The sequence below is a fragment of the Variovorax sp. GW821-FHT06D12 genome, assembly GCF_059419205.1.
In genome coordinates this window covers 647,480-668,747 of record NZ_JBWKRI010000002.1, presented here as the reverse complement: position 1 = coordinate 668,747, position 21,268 = coordinate 647,480, and the positions used below count along the sequence as shown (strand labels likewise).

Annotated in this window: 21 protein-coding genes; 7 read left to right on the top strand and 14 right to left on the bottom strand. The window is 68.9% G+C overall.

Annotated elements, in window-relative coordinates; genetic code table 11:
* Positions 1 to 12 precede the first annotated feature (12 nt).
* The gene (locus AC07SQ_RS09575; RefSeq protein WP_159272885.1) at positions 13 to 792 is read right to left on the bottom strand and encodes an enoyl-CoA hydratase; all 780 of its coding nucleotides are present in this window, start codon (positions 790 to 792) and stop codon (positions 13 to 15) included.
* A 133-nt stretch (positions 793 to 925) separates the two neighbouring features.
* Here AC07SQ_RS09575 and AC07SQ_RS09570 point away from each other — a divergent pair, with 133 nt between their 5' ends.
* Complete coding sequence (locus tag AC07SQ_RS09570; protein ID WP_495272029.1) at positions 926 to 1,534, top strand: DUF2325 domain-containing protein; 609 nt, start codon at positions 926 to 928, stop codon at positions 1,532 to 1,534.
* Positions 1,535 to 1,544: 10 nt separating this feature from the next.
* Here the strand turns inward: AC07SQ_RS09570 and AC07SQ_RS09565 are convergent, their stop codons facing one another.
* Genes AC07SQ_RS09565 through AC07SQ_RS09555 form a run of 3 tightly spaced genes read right to left on the bottom strand, consistent with a single transcriptional unit; the run spans position 1,545 to position 5,299 of the window.
* On the bottom strand, positions 1,545 to 3,401 hold the full coding sequence (locus AC07SQ_RS09565) for a M61 family metallopeptidase (RefSeq protein ID WP_495272030.1): 1,857 nt from the start codon (positions 3,399 to 3,401) through the stop codon (positions 1,545 to 1,547).
* A 4-nt stretch (positions 3,402 to 3,405) separates the two neighbouring features.
* Complete coding sequence (locus tag AC07SQ_RS09560) at positions 3,406 to 4,125, bottom strand: DsbC family protein (RefSeq protein WP_070062774.1); 720 nt, start codon at positions 4,123 to 4,125, stop codon at positions 3,406 to 3,408.
* Positions 4,126 to 4,171: 46 nt separating this feature from the next.
* Entirely contained in the window at positions 4,172 to 5,299 is a 1,128-nt protein-coding gene (locus AC07SQ_RS09555; RefSeq protein WP_495272031.1) for an FAD-dependent monooxygenase, read from the bottom strand.
* A gap of 88 nt (positions 5,300 to 5,387) precedes the next feature.
* Here AC07SQ_RS09555 and AC07SQ_RS09550 point away from each other — a divergent pair, with 88 nt between their 5' ends.
* The gene (locus tag AC07SQ_RS09550; RefSeq protein WP_495272032.1) at positions 5,388 to 6,272 is read left to right on the top strand and encodes an MOSC domain-containing protein; all 885 of its coding nucleotides are present in this window, start codon (positions 5,388 to 5,390) and stop codon (positions 6,270 to 6,272) included.
* 338 nt (positions 6,273 to 6,610) lie between these two features.
* On the opposite strand, the gene rbsD is transcribed toward AC07SQ_RS09550, so the two are convergent.
* The 6 genes from rbsD to AC07SQ_RS09520 all read right to left on the bottom strand — a co-directional run bounded on the left by rbsD (position 6,611) and on the right by AC07SQ_RS09520 (position 12,692).
* On the bottom strand, positions 6,611 to 7,006 hold the full coding sequence (gene rbsD, locus AC07SQ_RS09545; RefSeq protein WP_495272033.1) for a D-ribose pyranase: 396 nt from the start codon (positions 7,004 to 7,006) through the stop codon (positions 6,611 to 6,613).
* Positions 7,003 to 7,962, bottom strand: coding sequence for a ribokinase (gene rbsK, locus AC07SQ_RS09540; protein WP_495272034.1), 960 nt, complete (start codon positions 7,960 to 7,962; stop codon positions 7,003 to 7,005). The genes rbsD and rbsK overlap by 4 nt, the downstream gene beginning before the upstream one ends.
* Entirely contained in the window at positions 7,959 to 9,038 is a 1,080-nt protein-coding gene (locus AC07SQ_RS09535) for a LacI family DNA-binding transcriptional regulator (RefSeq protein ID WP_495272035.1), read from the bottom strand. Before AC07SQ_RS09535 ends, rbsK begins: the two co-directional genes overlap by 4 nt.
* Positions 9,039 to 9,062: 24 nt before the next feature.
* Positions 9,063 to 10,067: an ABC transporter permease gene (locus tag AC07SQ_RS09530; protein ID WP_062482008.1), complete on the bottom strand. Its 1,005-nt coding sequence runs from the start codon at positions 10,065 to 10,067 to the stop codon at positions 9,063 to 9,065.
* A 5-nt stretch (positions 10,068 to 10,072) separates the two neighbouring features.
* The gene (locus AC07SQ_RS09525; RefSeq protein ID WP_495272036.1) at positions 10,073 to 11,677 is read right to left on the bottom strand and encodes a sugar ABC transporter ATP-binding protein; all 1,605 of its coding nucleotides are present in this window, start codon (positions 11,675 to 11,677) and stop codon (positions 10,073 to 10,075) included.
* A 61-nt stretch (positions 11,678 to 11,738) separates the two neighbouring features.
* Complete coding sequence (locus AC07SQ_RS09520) at positions 11,739 to 12,692, bottom strand: sugar ABC transporter substrate-binding protein (protein ID WP_062479141.1); 954 nt, start codon at positions 12,690 to 12,692, stop codon at positions 11,739 to 11,741.
* Between the two features lie 264 nt (positions 12,693 to 12,956).
* Here AC07SQ_RS09520 and ychF point away from each other — a divergent pair, with 264 nt between their 5' ends.
* Positions 12,957 to 14,048 carry a redox-regulated ATPase YchF gene (gene ychF, locus AC07SQ_RS09515; RefSeq protein ID WP_062479140.1) on the top strand — a complete coding sequence of 364 codons (1,092 nt, stop codon included), beginning with the start codon at positions 12,957 to 12,959 and terminating at the stop codon, positions 14,046 to 14,048.
* A 132-nt stretch (positions 14,049 to 14,180) separates the two neighbouring features.
* Here the strand turns inward: ychF and AC07SQ_RS09510 are convergent, their stop codons facing one another.
* Positions 14,181 to 15,170 carry a trypsin-like peptidase domain-containing protein gene (locus AC07SQ_RS09510; RefSeq protein ID WP_495272037.1) on the bottom strand — a complete coding sequence of 330 codons (990 nt, stop codon included), beginning with the start codon at positions 15,168 to 15,170 and terminating at the stop codon, positions 14,181 to 14,183.
* 134 nt (positions 15,171 to 15,304) lie between these two features.
* On the opposite strand from AC07SQ_RS09510, the gene AC07SQ_RS09505 reads away from it, so the two are divergent.
* A complete protein-coding gene (locus AC07SQ_RS09505; protein WP_159279323.1) occupies positions 15,305 to 15,979 on the top strand; it encodes a glutathione S-transferase in 675 nt (224 codons plus the stop codon).
* Positions 15,980 to 15,998: 19 nt separating this feature from the next.
* Here the strand turns inward: AC07SQ_RS09505 and AC07SQ_RS09500 are convergent, their stop codons facing one another.
* Positions 15,999 to 16,469 carry a YqaA family protein gene (locus AC07SQ_RS09500; protein WP_062479132.1) on the bottom strand — a complete coding sequence of 157 codons (471 nt, stop codon included), beginning with the start codon at positions 16,467 to 16,469 and terminating at the stop codon, positions 15,999 to 16,001.
* Positions 16,470 to 16,652: 183 nt separating this feature from the next.
* On the opposite strand from AC07SQ_RS09500, the gene dusB reads away from it, so the two are divergent.
* From dusB to purH, 3 genes are read left to right on the top strand one after another with little or no spacing between them, the layout of a single operon-like run.
* Positions 16,653 to 17,711: a tRNA dihydrouridine synthase DusB gene (gene dusB, locus AC07SQ_RS09495; protein ID WP_070062764.1), complete on the top strand. Its 1,059-nt coding sequence runs from the start codon at positions 16,653 to 16,655 to the stop codon at positions 17,709 to 17,711.
* Positions 17,712 to 17,735: 24 nt separating this feature from the next.
* The gene (locus AC07SQ_RS09490; RefSeq protein WP_056577757.1) at positions 17,736 to 17,972 is read left to right on the top strand and encodes a Fis family transcriptional regulator; all 237 of its coding nucleotides are present in this window, start codon (positions 17,736 to 17,738) and stop codon (positions 17,970 to 17,972) included.
* 16 nt (positions 17,973 to 17,988) lie between these two features.
* Positions 17,989 to 19,596: a bifunctional phosphoribosylaminoimidazolecarboxamide formyltransferase/IMP cyclohydrolase gene (gene purH, locus AC07SQ_RS09485; RefSeq protein ID WP_495272038.1), complete on the top strand. Its 1,608-nt coding sequence runs from the start codon at positions 17,989 to 17,991 to the stop codon at positions 19,594 to 19,596.
* 72 nt (positions 19,597 to 19,668) lie between these two features.
* On the opposite strand, the gene AC07SQ_RS09480 is transcribed toward purH, so the two are convergent.
* Positions 19,669 to 20,145: a hypothetical protein gene (locus AC07SQ_RS09480; protein ID WP_062479124.1), complete on the bottom strand. Its 477-nt coding sequence runs from the start codon at positions 20,143 to 20,145 to the stop codon at positions 19,669 to 19,671.
* 143 nt (positions 20,146 to 20,288) lie between these two features.
* On the bottom strand, positions 20,289 to 21,185 hold the full coding sequence (locus AC07SQ_RS09475; RefSeq protein ID WP_062479122.1) for a LysR substrate-binding domain-containing protein: 897 nt from the start codon (positions 21,183 to 21,185) through the stop codon (positions 20,289 to 20,291).
* Positions 21,186 to 21,268 lie beyond the last annotated feature (83 nt).

The following is a 21,268-nucleotide window of genomic DNA, read 5'->3' as shown; positions in this document are numbered from 1 at the left end:
CGATCAGCCTGATTAGGCGTTCTTGAAGTCCGGCTGGCGCTTGGCCAGGAAGGCGTCCATGCCTTCCTTCTGGTCTTGCGTGGCGAACAGCGCGTGGAACAGGCGGCGTTCGAACATCACGCCATCGCTCAGGCCGCTCTCGAAGGCGCGGTTGACCGATTCCTTGGCCGCCATCACGGCGATCTGCGAGAAGCCCGCGATGATCAGCGCGGCGCCCAGCGCTTCGTCGGCCAGCTTCTCGTAGGGCACCACGCGGCTCACGAGGCCCGCGCGCTCGGCTTCGGCGGCGTCCATCATGCGGGCGGTGAGCGCCATGTCCATGGCCTTGCTCTTGCCCACCGCGCGCGGCAGGCGCTGCGTGCCGCCGGCGCCGGGGATCACGCCGATCTTGATCTCGGGCTGGCCGAACTTGGCGTTGTCGGCCGCGATGATGAAGTCGCACATCATCGCCAGCTCGCAGCCGCCGCCCAGTGCGAAACCGCTCACGGCCGCGATGACGGGCTTGCGGATCGAGCGGATGGTTTCCCAGTTGCGCGTGATGTAGTCGCCCTTGTAGGTGTCGATGAAGCTGTACTTGGCCATCGCCGCGATGTCGGCGCCGGCCGCGAAGGCGCGCTCGCTGCCCGTGAGGATGATGCAGCCGATGGCGTCGTCGGCGTCGAAGGCCTTGAGCGCCTGGCCCAGCTCTGTCATCAGCGCGTCGTTCAGCGCATTGAGGGCCTTGGGACGGTTGAGGGTGATGATGCCGACCTTGCCTGCTTCGGTCCGCACGTCGATGTTTTCGTAGCTCATGGTGTCGCTGTCTCCGGGGGAGGTGGGGAAAAAAACGCGTCCCACTATACCCAGCCAGGCTTCGGGCCCGCTGACGCGCGGGTGTTTCATTTGAGAATTGTTCTCATCTAGAATGGCCGCCATGGACTTCCCGATGCAAGAACATGCCGTGTTGCTGCGGGCCTATGCCCGGGTGCAGGAGCGTTGCTCGCGCCTGCTGATGGAGCAGGCCGCCCGGGTCGAGCGGCTCGAGGCGCAGATCGTGCGGCTGCGCGGCGCACTGGTGGCGCGCGACTCGGCGATTGCCATCGTGCGCGAGGAACTGGCGGCGCGCGCCGCCAAAGGCAGTGCCTTGCCCCAGCGCCTGAATGCGCTGCTGGCGCCGGGCGGCCGACGTCACCATGCCTTGCCGCCGGGGCCGCAGGTGCCGGCCGACCTGCGGGCCAAGTCGGTGCTGTGCGTGGGCCGTTCGGAAGCGGCGCCCGAGGCGCCTTCGCTGGCGCGCCAGCTCGTGGAGATTGCCGGCGGCCACTACCTGCACCACGACGGCGGCGACGAGGCCGACGACCCCGCGGCGCTCGAGGCGGGCCTGCGCGCCGCCGACCTCGTGATCTGCCAGACCGGTTGCGTGAGCCACGGTGCCTACTGGCGCGTGCAGGACCACTGCCGCCGCACTGGCAAGCCCTGCGTGCTGGTGGGCGAGCCGCAGCCGATGCTGTTCGTGCGGCCGCCGCTGGCGGCGGCCGTCGATCACCCGGCCTGAACGGAAGAAATCAAGGCTTGGCTGCGAGCCAGGCCGTGATCTTGGCCGCGTCGTGCGAGAACAGCCGCCACGTGGTCGAGTCCGTCGGCAGCGTGAGCGGCAGGCGCAGCAGCCGGCGGTCGCGCGCGACGAGGGCGGTGCACTTGGTGGCATCACCGAGGTACAGCGCCAGGTCGTCGAGCTTGGTGAGGCGCCAGGCCTGTGCGGGTTGCGCCGCGCCCTTGCGACCACCGACGGCCGGCAGCTCGATGCCGAGCCATTCGTCGTTGGCCGAGAAGCCCGCCTTTTCGGCGGCGCCGCCGCGCAGCACCACCTTGATCTGCACGCTGCCGCCGGTTTCGGCCACGCGCAGGCCGAGCGCCTGCGCGGGTTGCGAGGGGTCGTCGAGCGTGGCCACACCGTGCGCGCGCAGCAGGTCGGCCAGCGGGAGTTCGTCGGTCGAATGCACCCAGCGCGCGAGCTCGGGGGCGTACGAGCGCCCGCCCACCGCTTCGAGCGCGGCGGCGATGTCGGCTTCGCTGATCGGGCCGCCGTTGCCTTGCGTCCAGAGGTGGCGCATCACGTCGTCGAGCGTGCCCTTGCCTTCCTGGCGCAGCGTGAGGTCGAAGCACAGCGCCACCAGCGCACCCTTGGTGTAGTAGCTGACGGTGCTGTTGGGCGTCTGCTCGTCCTGGCGGTAGTACTTGACCCAGGCGTCGAAGCTCGCGTCGGCCACCGGCTGCACCAGCCGGCCGGGCGTCTGCAGCACCTGGTTGATGGTCTTGTTGAGCAGGCGCAGGTACGCGGCGTCGTCGATGCGGCCGGCGCGGCGCAGCAGCAGGTCGTCGTAGTAGCTCGTGAAGCCTTCGAAGAACCACAGCAGCTGCGTGTAGTTCTCGCGGCTGTAGTCGTAGCTCGCGAACTCCGCCGGGCGCATGCGCTTGACGTTCCAGGTGTGGAAGTACTCGTGGCTGATGAGGCCCAGCAGCGTGGTGTAGCCCTCGGGCTGCTTCTTCTTTTCGCCGCGCAGCGGCAGGTCGCGGCGGTTGCAGATGAGCGCGGTGGAATGGCGGTGTTCGAGCCCGCCGTAGCCGTCATCCACCGCGTTGAGCATGAACACGTAGCGGTCGATCGGCAGCTTCGGCCCGCCGCGCTTGCCGGCCTTGTCGCCGTGCCAGAAGCGGATCTCGGCTTCGCAGATGGCCTTGGTGTCGGCAATGAGGCGATCGCCGTCGAACGAGGCCGCGGCGCCCGCGATCACGAAGCGGTGCGGCACGCCGCAGGCGTCGAACTCGGCGCTCCAGAAGGCGCCCATCTCGACCGGGCTGTCGGCCAGTTCGTCGTAGCCGGCGGCGCGGTAGCTGCCGAAGCCGTGCTTGTCGGCCTTCGTCGGCACGAGCGCGGTGGCGCACGACCAGCGCGCGGCGTCGGCCGGCAGCGCGGGCGGCACGATTTCCAATGCGTGCGGCGCCTCGGTCTGGCCCTCGACGCGCAGGCACACGCTGGTGCCGTTGAAGAAGCCGCGCGTGGCGTCGAGCCAGGCGGTGCGCACCGAGTTGTCGTAGGCGCACACCTGGTAGTGCAGCACCAGCGGCTGGCCCGGCACGCAGTCGATCTGCCAGCTGCACTTGTCCAGCTGCGTCAGCACCGGCTTGCGGCGACCCTGCGTGGCGCGCAGGCCCTGCAGGTTCTTGGCGAACTCGCGCACGAGGTAGCTGCCCGGAATCCACACCGGCAGCGCCACGCGCTGCTGCGCGGCGGGCGCGGCGATGGTCAGCGTGACGGCGAACAGGCGCGCATGCAGGTCGGCGCACTCGACGCGGCAATGCACGGCGGGCGTGGCGGTTGCAGCCGCGGCTGCGCGCCGGGAAGCGGAGGTCGTCGCCATCGGATCAGTTGGCGGCGGCGAGCTGCTTCTCGACCTGCTCGGCGGGGATCGCGCCCGGGACGCGGCTGCCGTCGGTGAAGATCAGCGTGGGCGTGCCGGTGATGTTGTACTTGCGGCCGAACTCCACGTTGCGCTCCAGCGCCGTCACGTTGCAGCTGGTGGCGGCGGCGGCGGGCTTGACGTTGCCTTCCATCCAGTCGGCCCAGGCCTTGCCCGGGTCCTTGCTGCACCAGATGTCGCGCGACTTGGCGGTCGAATCCGGGCCGAGCACGGGGTACAGGAACATGTAGACGGTCACGTTGTCGACCTTCTTCATGTCCTTCTCGAAGCGCTTGCAATAACCGCAGTTCGGGTCTTCGAAGACCGCGACCTTGCGCTTGCCGTTGCCGCGCACGATCTTGATCGCGTCTTTCAGCGGCAGCTTGTCGAAGGCGACGGCGGTGAGCTTCTCGACGCGCTCTTCGGTGAGATTGCGGCGGGTCTTGGCGTCGATCAGGCTGCCCTGCAGCAGGTAGCCGCCTTGCTCGTCGGTGTACAGGATCTGGCTGCCGTTGACGCGCACTTCGTACAGGCCCGGCACGGGCGTCTTGGTGACTTCCTCGATGGGCGGCAGCTGCGGGATGTGCGTCGGCAGGTTCTTGCGGATCTCGGCCTCGCCCGCGCCGGCGGTGGAGAGCGTGAGCAGCGCGCAGGCGGCGACGAGAAGGTGGCGGACGAAGGTCATCGGGAAGGTTTCGGGAAAAAGGTGGAGGGCTGGTGGGCGCGGGGCGTCAGGCCTTCAGGCCCATGGCTTGTGCGGTGATCCAGTGCTTCACGAAGCGCGTGCGGTCGAAACCGCGCATGCCCCAGTTGCGCAACGCAGGCAGTGGACCCAGGTTGTGTGAGAAAAGTTGCTGCAATCCGTCGGTGGCCAGGCTCATCTGCAGCACGTCGGCGCGGCGGGCGCGTTCGTAGCGGCGCAGCAGCCGGGCGTCGCCCACGCTGCGCCAGTAGTCGCGGGTGCGGATCACGTCGGCCAGCGCGGCCGCATCGGCCAGGCCGAGGTTCAGGCCCTGGCCCGCGAGTGGATGCACCGTGTGCGCGGCGTCGCCCGCGAGCACCCACGACTGGGTGGGCTGGCCGGGCATCGCGCCGGACCAGCGGTCGGCGATGGCGCGCGACAGCGGCCACACGGCGCGTTCGCTCGTGAGCCGCAGCGAGCCCAGCTCACCGTGGCTGGCTTCGCTCACCGCGGCACTGAATTCTTCGGCGCTTTGCGCGACCAGCTCGGGCACGCGCAGCTGGTCGACCGACCACACCAGCGCCAGCGTCTTGCCGTGCACGCCGCCCAGCGGCAGCAGGGCGAACACCTCGCCGCGGTCGTTGAACCACTGGCGCGCGATGCCGTCGTGCGTGTGCGCGGCCTCGAGCCGCGCGGCAATGGCGTGCTGCGGATAGCGCGTGACCTCGTAGCTCACGCCCAGTGCCGCGCGCGAGGCGCTGGTCTTGCCTTCGCACACCACCGTGAGCGGCGCGGCCACGGGCTCGGTCACCACGTCGATCAGGGGCTGGAAGCGCACCGCGTCGGCCAGCTGCTGCTCGAGCGCAGGCACGTCGACGATCCAGGCCAGCGCCTCGACCTTCTGGCGCGCGGCGCTGAACTGCACCCGGCCGCCGTCGTCGCCGTGCACCTGCATCTCGTGCACCGGCGTGGCATGGGCCGTGTCGGGCCAGGCGCGCAGCGATTCGAGCATGGTGCGGGACGCCGCGTTGAGCGCGTACGCCCGGATGTCTTCCTTGCCCGGCGGGGCCGGCGGCACCACCAGCGCGACACGCACGCGTTCGCGCGCCAGCAGCAGCGCCAGCGTGCGGCCGACGATGCCGGCGCCGCGGATACAAACTTCGGGAGAAAGAGCCATCGGATGATTGTAGGAGTTGCCTCGCGCGCGGGCGCCGATACCCGTTCATGCAGGAGAATGGCCGGCGATCTCAAAGGAACCCCCCACCGTGTCGCAGCCGCCCGCTTTCGATCTCCAGGCCACCATCGCCCGCCTGTTCGTGTACCCCGTCAAGTCGTGTGCCGGCGTCGAGCTCGACGAGATGCTGCTCACCGAAACCGGCCTGGAGTTCGACCGCGCCTGGATGGTGGTCGACGCGCAGGGCGAGTTCGTCACCCAGCGGCAGCTGCCGCGCATGGCACTCATCCAGCCGCAGATGAAGCACACCGAGGTCGTGCTGCGCGCGCCCGGCATGCTGGCGCTGCACCTGGCCTTCGACCGCGTCGAGCAGCCGGTGCGCGTGCGCGTGTGGAAGGACGAGGTGGCGGCCTACGACATGGGCGACATCGCGGCGCAGTGGTTCAGCGATTTCCTCTCGGAGCCCGGCAAGCCGCAGACGCTGCGCCTGGTGCGCTTCGACCCCGAGCACCAGCGCCTGTCGAGCCTGAAGTGGACCGACGGCGTCGAGGCGCTGAACCAGTTCGCCGACGGCTTCCCGCTGCTGGTGGCCAGCGAAGGCTCGATCGCCGAACTCAACGAGCGCCTGGCGGCGGCGGGCCACGACCCGGTCGGCATCGAGCGCTTCCGCCCGAACATCGTGCTGGCCGGTATCGAGTCGCACGACGAAGACCGGGTCGAGGCGCTGCACGTCACCACCGGCGAAGGCGAAGCCGAACTGCGCCCGGTCAAGCCCTGCACGCGCTGCCCCATTCCCGACATCGACCCCGCCACCGCCCTCAGCAGCCCCGAGGTCGGCGACATGCTGCGCACCTACCGCGCCGACGCGCGCGTGGACGGCGGCATCACCTTCGGCATGAACTGCATCGTGGTGCAGGGCGTGGAGCACCTGCTCAAGGTGGGGCAGTCCGTCGGCGCGAACTACCGCTTCGAGTGAAGGGCATGGCGCGCGCCTGAGCGGCGTGCGGTCAACTCGGGGTGCGTGCACAGGACACCGGGTACTCCCTCCGCGAATGTCCCCCGCCTTCGGCTCCTCCTTGATTTCGCTGCGGGGAGCACCCGATGCCCTGCGCACGAGGGCACGCTCTGCGTTTGCGGGCGATCAACGACTGCTGCGAACAACGCTCACGCTGATGGGGTGCCTTGCGCAGCGAAATCAAGGGGGAGGCCGCAGGCCGGAGGACATTCGCGGAGCAAGGTGCCCCGTCGGCGTGAGCGCGCCCTGAGCAATGCCCGATCTGACCCCAGACAGACCGTGGGCAGTCGCTCAGAGCCTCAGAACTTCACGCCGGCGATCAGGATGATGTTCGCGTAGGGCGTGCATTCGCCCGTGCGCACGATGGCGCGAGCCTTCGCGCTGCGGCGCTTGAATTCCTCGTGCGGCACCGTCTGCGGTGCGATGCCGAGCGACTGCGGGTACCAGCCTGGCAGCGCCTTCGCATCGCCTTGCAGCGCTTCGTCGGCCACGACGATGGCCTCGACCTGCATCTCGGACAGCACCGCCTTCAGCACATCGCTGATCCCCGGCACACCCCGCGCCACGGCCAGGTCGATGCGGCGCGGGCCGTCGGGAATGGGCAGGCCGGCGTCGCCGATCACCAGCATGTCGCCGTGGCCCATCGAGGCGATGACGTGGGAGAGTTCGGCGTGCAGCAGGGGAGAGCGTTTCACAGCGTGATCCAGTCGGGAGGCAAGGGGCTGCGCAGCACGGCGTCGCGCAGCGGAATGGAGGGTTGGGCGCCGGGCTGCTGGATGCACAGCGCGGCGGCGCGGATGCCCAGGCGCACGGCCTCGTCGAAGGACTGGCCTTCGCCCAGCGCCACGGCGAGCGCGCCCAGGAAGGTGTCGCCGGCGGCGGTGGTGTCGACCGCCTGCACCTTCGGCGCGGGATGGTGGCGCGCGCCGTCGGTGTCGACCGCCACGGCGCCGCGCGAACCCAGCGTCACGACCACGCGGGCGATGCCGCGCGCGCGCAGCGCCTGACCGGCCTGCGCGGCTTCTTCGGGGCTGTCGGCGTTCTGGCCCGACAGGGTCTGCGCCTCGATCTCGTTGACCACCAGCGTGTCGATGCGGGGCCAGAGCGCCTCGGCGATGGCTTGCACCGGCGAGGGGTTGAGCATCACCGCGCAGCCCGCGTCGTGCGCGGCGTTGATGGCGCGTGTCACCTGGTCCATCGGGGTCTCGAACTGCGCGACGAGGAAGGCCGCGCCCTGCACCTGCTGCGTCAGCGAGGCTTCGTCGATGGCGACGCGCGCGTTGGCGCCGGGGATCATCACGATGCGGTTCTGGCCGCTGTCTTCCACGAGGATGAGCGCCGTGCCGGTCGGCTCGCCCGCCACGGTGCGCAGCGCGGCGGTGTCGATGCCGTCGCGCGCGAGCGCCTCGCGCAGGGCCGCGCCGTGCGCGTCGTCGCCCACGCAGCCGATCATCTGCACCTGCGCGCCTTGGCGTGCGCAGCTCACGGCCTGGTTGGCGCCCTTGCCGCCGGGGATGGCGTCGATCGAGCGGCCCAGCAGGGTTTCGCCCGCGGCCGGCGCGTGCGGCACGCGCAGCACGATGTCCATGTTCAGGCTGCCGAGCACCACGATGCGCGGCGGCGTGGAGGAAGAAAGAGGCTGAAGGCTCACGAGGTGCGGGACTTGGAAGGTGTGGCGGTAATGGAAGGGGCGGGCGTCACGCCGGTTTCGCGAAAGCCCGCGTGGCGCGCGGTCGAGGCGCGCACGCGCAGCTCGGGTTGCAGCACGACCTTGCGCGCGTCGCGGCGCTTGCCGCCCATGCGCTCCAGCAGCATGTCGACCGCCAGCGCGCCGATGCGCTCCTTGGGCTGGGCCACGGTGGTGAGCGGCGGGCTGGTGTAGGCCGACAGTTCGATGTCGTCGAAGCCCACGATGGACAGTTCGTCGGGCACGCGCACGCCGCTTTCATGCGCGGCGCGCAGCGCGCCGATGGCCATCAGGTCGTTGCACACGAACACGGCCGAGGGCTTCTGCTCGGTGCGCAGGATGGCGTGCATCGCCTCGTAGCCGCCCTGGCTGGTGAAGCCGCCGCGCCACAGCAGCGCGTCGGCGTTCGGCGCGGAGCCGGTTTCCGCCAGCGCCATGCGCCAGCCTTCGATGCGCTGCTCGCTCGACGTCACGCCCAGCGGCCCGCCGATGCAGGCGATGCGCTTGTGGCCCAGCGACAGCAGGTGCCGCACGGCGAGCAGACCGCCCTGCATGTGGGCGGTTTCCACCAGGTCGCAGGCCGGGTCGGCGATCTCGCGGTCGACCAGCACGGTGGGAATGCGCAGGCCGCGCAGCTGGGTGGCGAGCGAGTCGTCTTCGTCGGCGCCGGTCGACACCACGATGAGCCCGTCGATGCGGCGCTCGGCCAGCACCTGCAGGTACACGCTCTGGCGCCGGGGCTCGTCGTCGGTGTTGCACAGCACCAGCGTGTAGCCGGCGCCGAAGCAGCGGTCTTCCACGATGCGCACGATCTCGGCGAAGTAGGGGTTCGAGCTGTTGGGAATGAGCATGCCCAGCGTCGAGGTGGTGTTGCTCTTGAGGCTGCGCGCCATCGCGTTGGGCACGTAGCCCAGTTCGCGGATCGCCAGCTCGACGCGCTCGCGCACCTTGGCGCTCACGTGGCGCGTGTCGTTGACGACGTGCGACACGGTGGTGACGGAAACGCCCGCCTGGAGGGCGACGTCCTTGATGGTGGCCATGGTTGTCCTTGTTCCTGTGGAAGCTCAGGCCAGTCGACGATCGGCCCGGCGCTGGCGCAGGGTGTCGATGATGACGGCCACCACGATCACCGCGCCCGTGATGATGCGCTTGCTCGGCTCGCTCGCGCCCACCTGCGCCAGGCCGGCCTCGAGCACCGCGATGATCAGCACGCCGAAGAAGGTGTTGACCACCGAGCCGCGCCCGCCCATGAGGCTGGTGCCGCCGATGACCACGGCCGCGATCACCTGCAGTTCGATGCCCACGCCCGCGTTCGGGTCGGCCGCTTCGAGGCGGGCCGACTGCATGAGGCCCGCGAGCCCGGCCAAGAGGCCGGTCACGGCGAAGACGATGATGCGGATCGGCCGCGGGTCGATGCCCGCCAGGCGCATGGCTTCTTCATTGGTGCCGATTCCCACCACGTGGCGACCGAACACGGAGCGCGTGAGCACCAGCTGCCCCACGGCCACCAGCACCACCGCGAGCACGAAGGCGGCCGAGATGCCGCCGATCCATGGCGCGGCCAGGCCCGAGATGGCGTCGCCCACGTATTGCGTGCGCGAGTCGGTGACCAGGTAGGCGCCGCCGCGCACGGCTTCGAGCATGCCCAGCGAGACGATGAAGCTCGGCAGCCGCCAGGCGACCGATACCGCGCCCGTCACCGTGCCGCAGATGAGGCCGGTGGCCAGGCCCAGCAGGGCGGCCAGCGGCACCGAGAGCTTCCATTCGAGGATGGCGGCGGCCGTGACGGCCGCGCTCAGCGCGAGCACCGAGCCCACCGACAGGTCGATGCCCGCGATGATCAGCACGAAGGTCATGCCCACCGCCATCACGGCCAGCGCCGGGATCTCGTTGGCGATGGAGATGAAGGTCTCGCGCGTGAGGAAGTATTCGCTCATCGAGCCGAAGAGCGCAATCATGCCCAGCAGCACGACCGTGAGGCCCAGGTAGGTGCCGAGCTGGCCCTTGAGCGCGGACGGCGGCTTGCCGGCGGCGGCGGAAGCAGGAGAAGAGGGAGAGGCTGCGTTCATGGTCGTCAGGCGTCGGCGGAAGTCGGGGCGGAGGCTGCGGAAGAAGGGGCGGAATCCGCCGGGGAGCCGGGCACACGGCCCGTGGCATCGCTGAAGGCGGCGGCGAGCAGCGACTGTTCGCTCCACTCGCCGCGCTCGAACACCGCGACCAGCCGGCCGGCGCTCATCACGCCGATGCGGTCGCACATGGCCATCAGCTCGCGCAGGTCGCTGGACACCATCAGGAGCGCCTTGCCGGCGTCGGTCATGCGGTCGAGCTCGGCGTACAGGTCGGCGCGCGCGCCCACGTCCACGCCGCGCGTGGGTTCGTCCAGCAGCAGCACCTTGCATTCGCGGTGCAGCCAGCGCGCGAACACCACCTTCTGCTGGTTGCCGCCGCTGAGCGTGGACACGGGTTGTTCGATGCTGCGCGAGCGGATGCGCAGCAGCTCCACCAGCCGGCGCGCAATCTGCCGTTCCTTGGCGCGGCGCAGCCAGCCGGCATGCGAGATCGCGCCGAGGTCGCTCAGCGTGGCGTTGACGCGGATCGGCTGCGACAGCAGCAAGCCCTGGGACTTGCGGTCTTCGGTGACGAGGCCGATGCCCGCGCGGATGGCCTGCATCGGCGAGCGCCAGCCCTTGCGCGCATGCCGCACGGGCTGCGCGGCCGGCGTGCCGTCGTGCAGCACGACCTCGCCGCGGTCGGCGCGGTCGGCGCCGAACAGCAGCCGCACGAGCTCGGTGCGGCCCGAGCCGACCAGGCCGGCCAGCCCCATGACTTCGCCCGCGCGCAGTTCGAGATCGACGTCGCGCACCACCTGCGCCCGGCCGATGCCGCGGGCGCTCAGCAGCACCGGGCCCGCCACGCGGCGCGCGCGGCCTTCGTGCTCGTGCACCGCGCGCCCGACCATGCGCTGCACCAGTTCGGATTCGCGAACGCCGGCCATGGCGCGCACGTCGACCAGCTTGCCGTCGCGCAGCACCGCCACGCGGTCGGCGATGCGCTGCAGCTCTTCGAGGCGGTGCGACACGTAGACGATCGCCACGCCGCGCAGCTTCAGCAGTTCGATCTGCTCGAACAGGTGGGCGGTTTCGCGCGGCGTGAGCATGGCGGTGGGCTCGTCGAGCACCAGCACGCGCGTGTCGTCCTGCAGGTTGCGCGCGATCTCCACCATCTGCTGCTGGCCGATGCCCAGCCGCGCCACCGGCGTGGCCGGGTCGATGCCGTCCAGGCCGATCTTGGCGAGCTGGCGCTCGGCCAGCTCGTGCAGCGTGGCGCGGCGGATCCAGCCGCTCTTGTGCGGCAGGCGGTCGAGCAGCAGGTTCTCGGCCACCGACAGCGTCGTGACGAGGCCGAGTTCCTGCATGACCATGCGCACGCCCAGGCGCTCGGCATCGCGGCGCGAGGCCGGCGCGAAGGGCTGGCCATCGAGCAGCATGCCGCCGCGCGTAGGCTGCACCAGCCCGCAGACGATCTTCGACAGCGTGCTCTTGCCCGCGCCGTTCTCGCCCGTGAGGGCGAGCACTTCGCCGGCGCGCAGTTCGAGCGAAACGCCGTCGAGCACCGGCGCCGCGTAGTCCTTGCCCACGGTGCTCAAGGAGAGCACGGCGGTGGGTAAGTGCGGATTCATGGCGGCGTCGGGTGCGGCAGTCAAAACGAGGTCTTCTTCTTTTTAGGGGGAGCGGAGCGGCTTACTTGGAGGACTTGGTAACGAGCACCACGTCGGTCTTCACTTCAGCCGGCATTTCCGATTGCTTCTTCTTGTCGGCGATGGCTTTCAGCGCGGTCTCGATGCCGAACACGGCCTGCTTGGCGGCGAACTGGTCGGCCGTGGCGAGCACGCGGCCGTCCTTCAGCATCGGCTTGATGGCGCCGATGTTGTCGTAGCCCACCACCAGCACCTTGCCGGTCTTGCCCGCGGCCTTGACGGCGGCCACCGCGCCCAGCGCCATGCTGTCGTTGCCGGCCAGCAGGGCCTTCAGGTCGGGGTGCTCGCGCATCATGCCGGCGGCCACGGTGTTGCCCTTGTCGATTTCCCACTGGCCCGACTGCACGCCGACCACGGTCATGCCGCCGGCCTTCATGGCGTCCTGGTAGCCCAGCGTGCGCTGCTGCGCATTGAAGGTGGTCGACACGCCTTCGATGATGCCGACCTTGTCGCCCGACTTCAGCTCCTTGGCCAGCGCATCGCCCACCAGCTTGGCGCCGGCGCGGTTGTCGGGGCCGACGAAGGGCACCTGGATACCCTTTTCCTTCAGGGCGTCGGCGTCCAGCCGGTTGTCGATGTTCACGACCAGGATGCCCTTGTCGATGGCTGCCTTGATCACCGGCACCAGCGCCTTCGAATCGGCGGGGGCGATGACCAGCGCGTTGATCTTCTGCGCCACCATCTGCTCGACCATCTTGATCTGGGCGGCGGTGTCGGTCTCGTCCTTGATGCCGTTGGCCACCAGCGTGTATTGCGCGGCGTTGGCCTTCTGGTGCGCCTTGGCGCCGTCTTCCATGGTGCGGAAGAACTCGTTGGCCAGCGACTTCATGACCAGCGCGACCTTCGGCTTGTCCTGCGCGAAGGCAGGCGTTCCGGCGATGGCGCCCAGCAAGGTCAATGCGGCAGCGCTTTGCAGGGTACGGCGGGTGAACTTCATGGTGGATGTCTCCTGAAATGAGGGGTCAGAGCGGAACGCCGGTCTGTGCCGGGGGCTCCGATGTTAATCGAGGGAAACGTTTGCGCAAACGTTTGCCAGTCGGGTCAAACCCTGAGCCTTTCAGCCCTCGAAGCCGCTGCCAGAGGGCTTTCGGGCGGAGTCGAGCGCCTTGGAAAAAGGGCGCGCCGGCGTGGCGGGAAGGGCGCCTGGCCCGGGGGAGAACCCGGTCAGCCTAAAATCGGGGGTTACCCAAGAGGACCTCCCATGAGTTTGCAATGCGGCATCGTCGGCCTGCCCAACGTCGGTAAATCCACCCTTTTCAATGCGTTGACCAAGGCCGGCATCGCAGCGGAAAACTATCCGTTCTGCACCATCGAGCCCAACGTGGGCGTGGTGGAAGTGCCCGATCCGCGGCTCGACCAGCTGAGCGAGATCGTCAAGCCCGAGCGCGTGGTGCCCGCCATCGTCGAGTTCGTCGACATCGCCGGCCTGGTGGCCGGTGCCAGCACCGGCGAAGGCCTGGGCAACAAGTTCCTGGCGCACATCCGCGAGACCGACGCCACCGTCAACGTGGTGCGCTGCTTCGACGACGAGAACGTGATCCACGTGGCCGGCAAGGTTGACCCGATCTCCGACATCGAAGTGATCCAGACCGAACTCTGCCTGGCCGACCTGGCCACGGTCGAGAAGGCGCTGCACCGCCACACCAAGGTCGCCCGCTCGGGCGACAAGGACGCGCAGAAGCTCGTCGGCCTGCTCGAACGCTGCCAGGCCGCGCTGAACGAGAACACGCCGGTGCGCGCGCTCGAGTTCACGAAGGAAGAGCTGCCGCTGGTGAAGAGCTTCACGCTCATCACCGCCAAGCCCGCCATGTTCGTGGGCAACGTGTCGGAAGACGGCTTCGAGAACAACCCCTACCTGGACCGCCTGCGCGAGTACGCCGCCAAGCAGGGCGCGCCCGTGGTCGCCATCTGCGCCAAGATCGAAGCCGACCTGGCCGAGATGGACGACGAAGACAAGAAGATGTTCCTCGCCGAAATCGGCCAGGAAGAGCCGGGCCTGAACCGCCTGATCCGCGCCGCCTTCAAGCTGCTGGGCCTGCAGACCTACTTCACCGCCGGCGTGAAGGAAGTGCGCGCCTGGACCATCCACATCGGCGACACCGGCCCGCAGGCCGCCGGCGTGATCCACGGCGACTTCGAGAAGGGCTACATCCGCGCCCAGACCATCGCGTTCGACGACTACATCGCCTTCAAGGGCGAGCAGGGCGCGAAGGACGCGGGGAAGATGCGTTCGGAAGGCAAGGAATACGTTGTCAAGGATGGCGACGTGATGAACTTCCTGTTCAGCTCGTAATTGAGCTCGCCCCCAGGCTGCGCGCACTTCGTGTCGCTACGCCAACCCCCTACCGGGGGCAACACCTGAGGCCCGGCGAAGCCGGTTCCTCGGTGTTTCACGAAGGGGCTTCGCTGTCGCTTGCCTCGTCGATCAGTTGGTCTTCTGCTTGCCCCACACCACCGTGTCGTCCACCGCATAGGCCGCACACGTCACCTTGCGTTCAGTGCAGCCTTTCAGATGCTCGGTCAGCGCGGCCGAGCTGGTCGCGGTGCCGAACTTCTGGTCGCCGGTGATCAGGAAGATCCGGGGCCGGGCCTGCAGCAGGAACTGGCGGTAGGCGTTGCGCACCGGGGTCGGGTCGGCGCCGATGGACGGCAGGGCCTGCAGGTCCGACAGCTCGGCGTGACCGGAAGGCGCGGGTTCCCCGTTGGGGCCGAACACCACGCCGGTGCTTTTCAGCAGGTCGCGCCATGTCGCCAGCTCCGTGGTCACGCGCTGCGGCAGTTCCATCACCCATTGAGCCGGATAGGCAAAGCCAAGGTTCGCGCCGCCGGGCGCCACGCTGTCGGTCACGCCGACCAGCCGGCCCTCGGTGTCGAACAACCCGCCGCCGCTGGAGCCTGAAGACACGGGCGCCGACGTTTGCACGATCGGCAGTTGCCCGGGCGCGCGCGGACGCAGCGCCGAGATCAGGCCCTCGCTCAGCGTGCGTTCGAGGCCATGGGGGCTGCCGACGGCGAACACGCGCTGGCCGACGCGCAACTCGGCGGCGGGCACGATCTGCACGGCGGGCAACTGCAGCGGCGTTTCGCTCGTGAGCACGCACAGGTCGCGTGACGGGTCGGGGTCGCGCACGATGCGGGCGATGCGCAGCGTGGTCGGGCCCTGCTCCGCGGTGACAGCGACGGCACCGTCGACCACATGGCAGGCCGTGGCCAGCGCGCCCGGGGTCACGGCCACCGCGCTGCCGATGGCGGTCTGGTTGTTGCCGCGTTCCCCCTTCACGGTCCAGACAGCGGGCGCGACCTTGCGGAACACCTCCTCGGGCGTGAGTGCCCAGGCCTGGCAGGCCGCAAGGCCGAGCCAGAGTCCGGTGATGAACAGCGAGGTGCGGCGGCGCCGCGTGAAGTGAGGGGCCATCCGGGTCAGTGTAGGAAGCGGCCCTACGGTTTGCCGTAGGCGATGACGCTGTCGCAGCGGGCGCCTGAAGCCCGCGCGTGTTGTGGTTAGACTGCGCGCCCGCTGCATCCTCTGCCGGAAGGCCTTCATTCGCCATGCTCACTGTCCATCACCTGAACAACTCGCGCTCGCAACGTGTGCTCTGGCTGCTCGAAGAACTCGAGCTGCCCTACGAGATCGTCCATTACCAGCGCGACCCCAAGACCATGTTGGCGCCCGCTTCGCTGAAGGCCGTGCATCCGCTGGGCAAGTCGCCGGTGGTGACGACCGATGACGGCGCGACGCTGGCGGAATCGGGCGCGATCATCGAGTCGCTCATCGAGCGCTACGGCCAGGGCCGGCTCGCGCCCGCGCCGGGTTCGCCCGAGGCCTTGCGCTATCGCTACTGGCTGCACTTCGCCGAAGGCACGGCGATGTCGCCGCTGCTGCTCAAGCTGGTGTTCGACCGGATCGAGACGAGCAAGATGCCCTTCTTTGCCAAGCCGATCGCCAAGGCCATCGCGGCGAAGGCGAAGTCGGCCTTTATTCATCCGAACATCACGGGCCATCTGAATTTCATGGAGGCCGAACTCGGCCGCAGCGAGTGGTTCGCGGGCAATGAATTCACGGGCGCCGACATCCAGATGAGCTTCGTGGTCGAAGCCTCGCAGGCGCGCGGCGGGCTCGATGCGCGGCGGCCCAAGCTCATGGCCTACCTGGAGCGCATCCATGCGCGGCCGGCCTACCAGCGCGCGCTGGAACGCGGTGGCCCCTACGAACTGCTGAGCTGAGTTTTTTCGATCGCGCGCTTCATGACGGGAAGACGTATAGAAGCGCGTAGGTCATGGTGACGTAACGCAGGAACTTGCCGATCGCCATGTAGCCCACGCAGGGCCAGAACGGCAGCTTGAGCCAGCCGGCGACCGCGCACAGCGGGTCGCCCACGATCGGCAGCCAGCTCAGCAGGCAGGCCTTCGGGCCCAGCCGCTCGAGCCAGCCGAGCACGCGCAGGTGGTGTTTCGAGTGCGAGTACTTGTCGGCCACCTTGTGCGCGCCGTAGCCCATCCACCAGTCGACCGCGCCGCCCAGCGTGTTGCCCACGGTGGCCACGGCGATGGCCTGCCAGAACATCTCGGGGTTGAGTTTCAGCAGGCCGAACAGGATCGGTTCGGAGCCCACCGGCAGCAGCGTGGCCGACACGAAGGCCGCGATGAACAGCGTCGAAAGTCCGTACTGGGGGAGCGCGAGGAGCGCCAGGAGTGCGTCGAGCCAGGCTTGCATAAGGTCGGCGAAGTATAGGCAGCGCTCACGTCGCAAGCGCGTGGGAGAAGGCCCCGCGAAATACTGGTGTTTACGCCTGTGTCGCAAGCGCAAAAAGGCGTAAATCGTTTCAGTCGCTGAAATGCCACGTGGCTACAATCGTGCCTCATTTTTCAGCAGCCGACCCGCACAGCACTCCTTCCCATGACCTTGCAGATCGGCACCCACACGCTGGAAAACCGGCTGTTCGTCGCGCCCATGGCCGGCGTGACGGACCGGCCCTTCCGCATGCTGTGCCGCGAACTCGGCGCGGGCTATGCGGTCAGCGAGATGGTCACCTCGCGCAAGGAACTCTGGAACACGCTGAAGACCTCGCGGCGCGCCAACCACGACGGCGAGCCGGGCCCCATTGCGGTGCAGATTGCCGGCACCGACGCGGCCATGATGGCCGAGGCCGCGGTCTACAACATCGAGCGCGGCGCGCAGATCATCGACATCAACATGGGCTGTCCGGCCAAGAAGGTCTGCAACAAGTGGGCCGGCTCGGCGCTGATGCGCGACGAGCCGCTGGCCCTCGAAATCGTGCAGGCCGTGGTCGACGCGGCGCAACCATTCAACGTGCCGGTCACGCTCAAGATGCGCACCGGCTGGAGCGAAGACCACCGCAACGCGGTGAAGCTCGCACGCGATTTCGAATCGGCCGGCGTGCAGATGCTCACCGTGCACGGGCGCACGCGCGAGCAGGGCTACAAGGGCCACGCAGAGTACGACACCATCGCCGCCGTGAAGGCCGCGGTGCGCGTGCCGGTGGTGGCCAACGGCGACATCCGCTCGCCCGAGAAGGCGCGCGACGTGCTCGCGGCCACGGGCGCCGACGCCGTGATGATCGGCCGCGCCGCGCAGGGCCGGCCGTGGATCTTCCGGGAGATCGCGCACTTCCTGGACACCGGCACCCACCTGGCGCCGCCGCTGGTGGCGGAGGTGCGCCGGCTGCTGCTCGACCACCTGGTGGAGCACTACGCGCTGTACGGCGAGTTCAGCGGCGTGCGCACGGCGCGCAAGCACATCGGCTGGTATGTGCGCGCGCTGCCCGACGGCGAGGCGTTCCGCGCACGGATGAACGCCATCGAAGACTGCGCCGGCCAGCTGCGCGCGGTCGACGACTATTTCCAGGGGCTTGCGGACCGCATGGACCGCATGCCCGCCCCGACGGCAGACGAGGAGCCGGCGGGAGAAGAGGAGACGGCCTGCGCCGTCGATTGAGCGAAGACAAAAAGAGAAGAAGCAATGAGCAAGAAACACATCGAGGACTGCGTTCGCAGCAGTCTGGACAGCTACTTTCGCGATCTGCGGGGCACCGAACCCGACGGCATGTACGAGATGCTCGTGCGCGTGGTCGAGAAACCCCTGCTCGACGTCGTCATGACGCGCGCCGAAGGCAACCAGTCCCGGGCCGCCCAATGGCTGGGCCTGAACCGCAACACGCTCCGCAAGAAATTGGTCGAGCACAAACTTTTGAAATAACTCCACGGCATATCCCATGGCTCAGACCGCACTCCTTTCCGTTTCCGACAAGACCGGCATCCTTGAATTCGCGCAGGCCCTGCATGGCCTGGGCGTCAAGCTGCTGTCCACCGGCGGCACCGCCAAGCTGCTGGCCGACGCCGGCCTGCCGGTGACCGAGGTCGCCGACCACACCGGCTTTCCCGAAATGCTCGACGGCCGCGTGAAGACGCTGCACCCGAAGATCCACGGCGGCCTGCTGGCGCGCCGCGACCTGCCCGCGCACGTCGCTGCGATCAAGGAGCACGGCATCGACACCATCGACCTGCTGGTGGTCAACCTGTATCCGTTCGAAGCCACAGTGGCCAAGCCCGGCTGCACGCTGGAAGACGCCATCGAGAACATCGACATCGGCGGCCCGGCCATGGTGCGCAGCGCGGCCAAGAACTGGAAGGACGTGGGCGTGCTCACCGACGCCTCGCAGTACGCCGTGGCGCTGGCCGAACTCAAGGCCGACGGCAAGCTCAGCGACAAGACCAAGTTCGCGTTCTCGGTGGCCGCGTTCAACCGCATCGCCGACTACGACGGCGCGATCAGCGACTACCTCTCGGCCATCGACTTCGACGCCAGCATCGGCCAGCCCGCGCCCACGCGCTCGCTGTTCCCGGCGCAGAGCAACGGCCGCTTCGTGAAGGTGCAGGACCTGCGCTACGGCGAGAACCCGCACCAGCAGGCCGCGTTCTACCGCGACCTGTACCCGGCGCCCGGTTCGCTCGTGTCGGCCAAGCAGCTGCAGGGCAAGGAGCTCAGCTACAACAACATCGCCGACGCCGATGCGGCGTGGGAATGCGTGAAGAGCTTCGCCGAGCCGGCCTGCGTGATCGTCAAGCACGCCAACCCCTGCGGCGTGGCCGTGGGCGCCGACGCGCTCGAGGCCTACAGCAAGGCCTTCAAGACCGACCCGACCTCGGCCTTCGGCGGCATCATCGCCTTCAACCGCCCGGTCGACCTCGCCACCGCGCAGGCCGTCAACAAGCAGTTCGTCGAAGTGCTGATGGCACCGGGCTACACGCCCGAGGCGCTCGAAGTGTTCCAGGCCACCAAGGCCAAGCTCAACGTGCGCGTGCTCGAGATCGCGCTGCCCCAGGGTGGCGCCACCGACTGGGACAACGGCCGCAACGCGATGGACGTCAAGCGCGTCGGCTCGGGCCTCCTGATCCAGACCGCCGACAACCACGAGCTGGCACTGGCCGACCTCAAGGTGGTCAGCAAGAAGCAGCCCACGCCGCAGCAGCTGCAAGACCTGCTGTTCGCCTGGAAGGTCGCGAAGTACGTCAAGAGCAACGCGATCGTGTTCTGCGCCGACGGCATGACCATGGGCGTGGGCGCCGGCCAGATGAGTCGCCTCGATTCGGCGCGCATCGCCAGCATCAAGGCCGAGCACGCGGGCCTGTCGCTGAAGGACACGGCGGTGGCGAGCGACGCCTTCTTCCCGTTCCGCGACGGTCTCGACGTGGTGGTGGATGCGGGCGCGGGCTGCGTCATTCAGCCGGGCGGCTCGATGCGCGATCAGGAAGTGATCGACGCGGCCGACGAGCGCGGCGTGGTGATGGTGTTCTCGGGCGTGCGCCACTTCCGGCACTGAGCCTGCGGCCCTGCGGGGCCTGCCCGAACAAGGCCAGGGTCGCTCGCGCGGCCCTGGCCTTTTTTGTGGCCGCTACTCGTGCGTGCCGAAGCGGTACTTGAGCTGGAAGCTGATCGCGCCGTAGAGGCGGTTCCTGATCGTCGGCACGTAGGCGATGTTCAGGCCCCAGTTCTTGCCCTCGATGGCGGCCGTGGGAATGATGGCCGGGAACCAGTTGCCGTTGCGGTAGTCGGGGTAGCCGTCGAAGCCGCCCACCACCGCGCCGAACTTCACGCCGTAGAACTCGAAGGGCAGGATGTACAGGCCGACGTAGTGCGATTGCCGTCGGTTGCTGTTGTGGAAGGTGCCGGCCGTGACGCGGTAGGTGTCGTTCAGCGGGTACTCGAAGCCCAGGCCCGGGTTGGCGTTTTCCAGGCCCTTGCCGCTGTCGAAGTGGGCCGAGTAGAAGCCGGGGTTGACCCAGATGTTCTTCGGCTCGAAGGACTGCGCCAGCGCGAGGCCCGGCAAAAGAAGGGCACTCAGCAGCGGCAGCATGCGCAAGGGGGTCATGGGCGGGGCATCCTGAAATTGGTCTGTCTCGCGGCTTCGATGGTGGCTGCGATGACGGCTTCCCTTGGGTCTGCGTGCGTGGGAGCGGCCCCGCGAACGCCGGCGCAATATACACGCGGCGATCGCGAAAACGATGACATCGCTCAGGCGGGCCGCGCCAGGTACTTGCGGAACAGCTCGGCCAGCCGCAGCGCCGCCAGCGACAGCGGCTTGCCGCGCGGCGAGACGATGCCCAGCTCCAGCGGCGGCACCGGCATCGCGAGCGGCACGCGCTCCACCAGATCGGCATACGGCGGCATCGTGAGCATGCCGGCCGGCCCGACCATCAGCGCGTCGCTGCGGGTCAGCAGGCCCCAGCTCACGCCGAACGACGCCACCTCGATGCGATGCTCCGGCAGCGGCAGGCCCTGCGCGGCGTACTGCTCGAGCAGGAAGGTGTGCTGGCTGCCCGGCGCCAGGTGCATCAGCCATTCGGCGCCCGCCACTTCTTCCCATCGGGTGGCGCGGTTCAGCGGATGGCCGCGCCGGCAGAGCACCGCCATCTCGATCATGTCGAGCCGTTCGAACGCGAAGTCGGCGTCGAGCGCCGCGGCGACCGGGCCCGCCACCGCGAAGTCGATCGTGCCTTCGCGCAGCAGCGGCAGCACCTGGGGAATCAGGCCGTCGAAGAGCTTGAGCTGCGCATGCGGCATGGCCTTGCGGAAGGCGCGCACCACCTCGGGCAGCACGCCCAGGAACACCATCGGCGTCACCGCGACGGCCACGCGCCCGTGCTGGCTGCCCTGCAGGATGCGGATGTCCTGGCGCGCGAGTTCGAGCTGCTGGTGCGCCAGCCGCGCGCGCACGGTGAGCTGGCGGCCGCACTCGGTGAACTCGATGCCGCGCGAACTGCGCAGCACCAGCTGGGCGTCGACCTCGGCCTCGAGTTCGCGGATCGCCTTGGTCACTGCCGCCTGGCTCAGGTGCAGGCTGCGCGCGGCGGCGCGGATGCTGCCGGTGTCGGCCAGCCGCAGCCAGGCCTTGAGCTGGTGGTCCTTCATGCGGCGCATTCTGCCGCCCGGCGCCACCGGGTGATCCCCAGACAAACGCAGGTTGTCATCGCGACAAGCGATTGTCTTTTCCG

Coding starts and splice junctions, on each gene's coding strand:
- AC07SQ_RS09575 (WP_159272885.1), bottom strand. CDS start 792: ATGAGCTACGAAAACATCGACGTGCGGACCGAAGCAGGCAAGGTCGGC.
- AC07SQ_RS09570 (WP_495272029.1), top strand. CDS start 926: ATGCAAGAACATGCCGTGTTGCTGCGGGCCTATGCCCGGGTGCAGGAG.
- AC07SQ_RS09565 (WP_495272030.1), bottom strand. CDS start 3,401: ATGGCGACGACCTCCGCTTCCCGGCGCGCAGCCGCGGCTGCAACCGCC.
- AC07SQ_RS09560 (WP_070062774.1), bottom strand. CDS start 4,125: ATGACCTTCGTCCGCCACCTTCTCGTCGCCGCCTGCGCGCTGCTCACG.
- AC07SQ_RS09555 (WP_495272031.1), bottom strand. CDS start 5,299: ATGGCTCTTTCTCCCGAAGTTTGTATCCGCGGCGCCGGCATCGTCGGC.
- AC07SQ_RS09535 (WP_495272035.1), bottom strand. CDS start 9,038: ATGGCCACCATCAAGGACGTCGCCCTCCAGGCGGGCGTTTCCGTCACC.
- AC07SQ_RS09530 (WP_062482008.1), bottom strand. CDS start 10,067: ATGAACGCAGCCTCTCCCTCTTCTCCTGCTTCCGCCGCCGCCGGCAAG.
- AC07SQ_RS09525 (WP_495272036.1), bottom strand. CDS start 11,677: ATGAATCCGCACTTACCCACCGCCGTGCTCTCCTTGAGCACCGTGGGC.
- AC07SQ_RS09520 (WP_062479141.1), bottom strand. CDS start 12,692: ATGAAGTTCACCCGCCGTACCCTGCAAAGCGCTGCCGCATTGACCTTG.
- ychF (WP_062479140.1), top strand. CDS start 12,957: ATGAGTTTGCAATGCGGCATCGTCGGCCTGCCCAACGTCGGTAAATCC.
- AC07SQ_RS09510 (WP_495272037.1), bottom strand. CDS start 15,170: ATGGCCCCTCACTTCACGCGGCGCCGCCGCACCTCGCTGTTCATCACC.
- AC07SQ_RS09505 (WP_159279323.1), top strand. CDS start 15,305: ATGCTCACTGTCCATCACCTGAACAACTCGCGCTCGCAACGTGTGCTC.
- AC07SQ_RS09500 (WP_062479132.1), bottom strand. CDS start 16,469: ATGCAAGCCTGGCTCGACGCACTCCTGGCGCTCCTCGCGCTCCCCCAG.
- dusB (WP_070062764.1), top strand. CDS start 16,653: ATGACCTTGCAGATCGGCACCCACACGCTGGAAAACCGGCTGTTCGTC.
- AC07SQ_RS09490 (WP_056577757.1), top strand. CDS start 17,736: ATGAGCAAGAAACACATCGAGGACTGCGTTCGCAGCAGTCTGGACAGC.
- purH (WP_495272038.1), top strand. CDS start 17,989: ATGGCTCAGACCGCACTCCTTTCCGTTTCCGACAAGACCGGCATCCTT.
- AC07SQ_RS09480 (WP_062479124.1), bottom strand. CDS start 20,145: ATGACCCCCTTGCGCATGCTGCCGCTGCTGAGTGCCCTTCTTTTGCCG.
- AC07SQ_RS09475 (WP_062479122.1), bottom strand. CDS start 21,185: ATGAAGGACCACCAGCTCAAGGCCTGGCTGCGGCTGGCCGACACCGGC.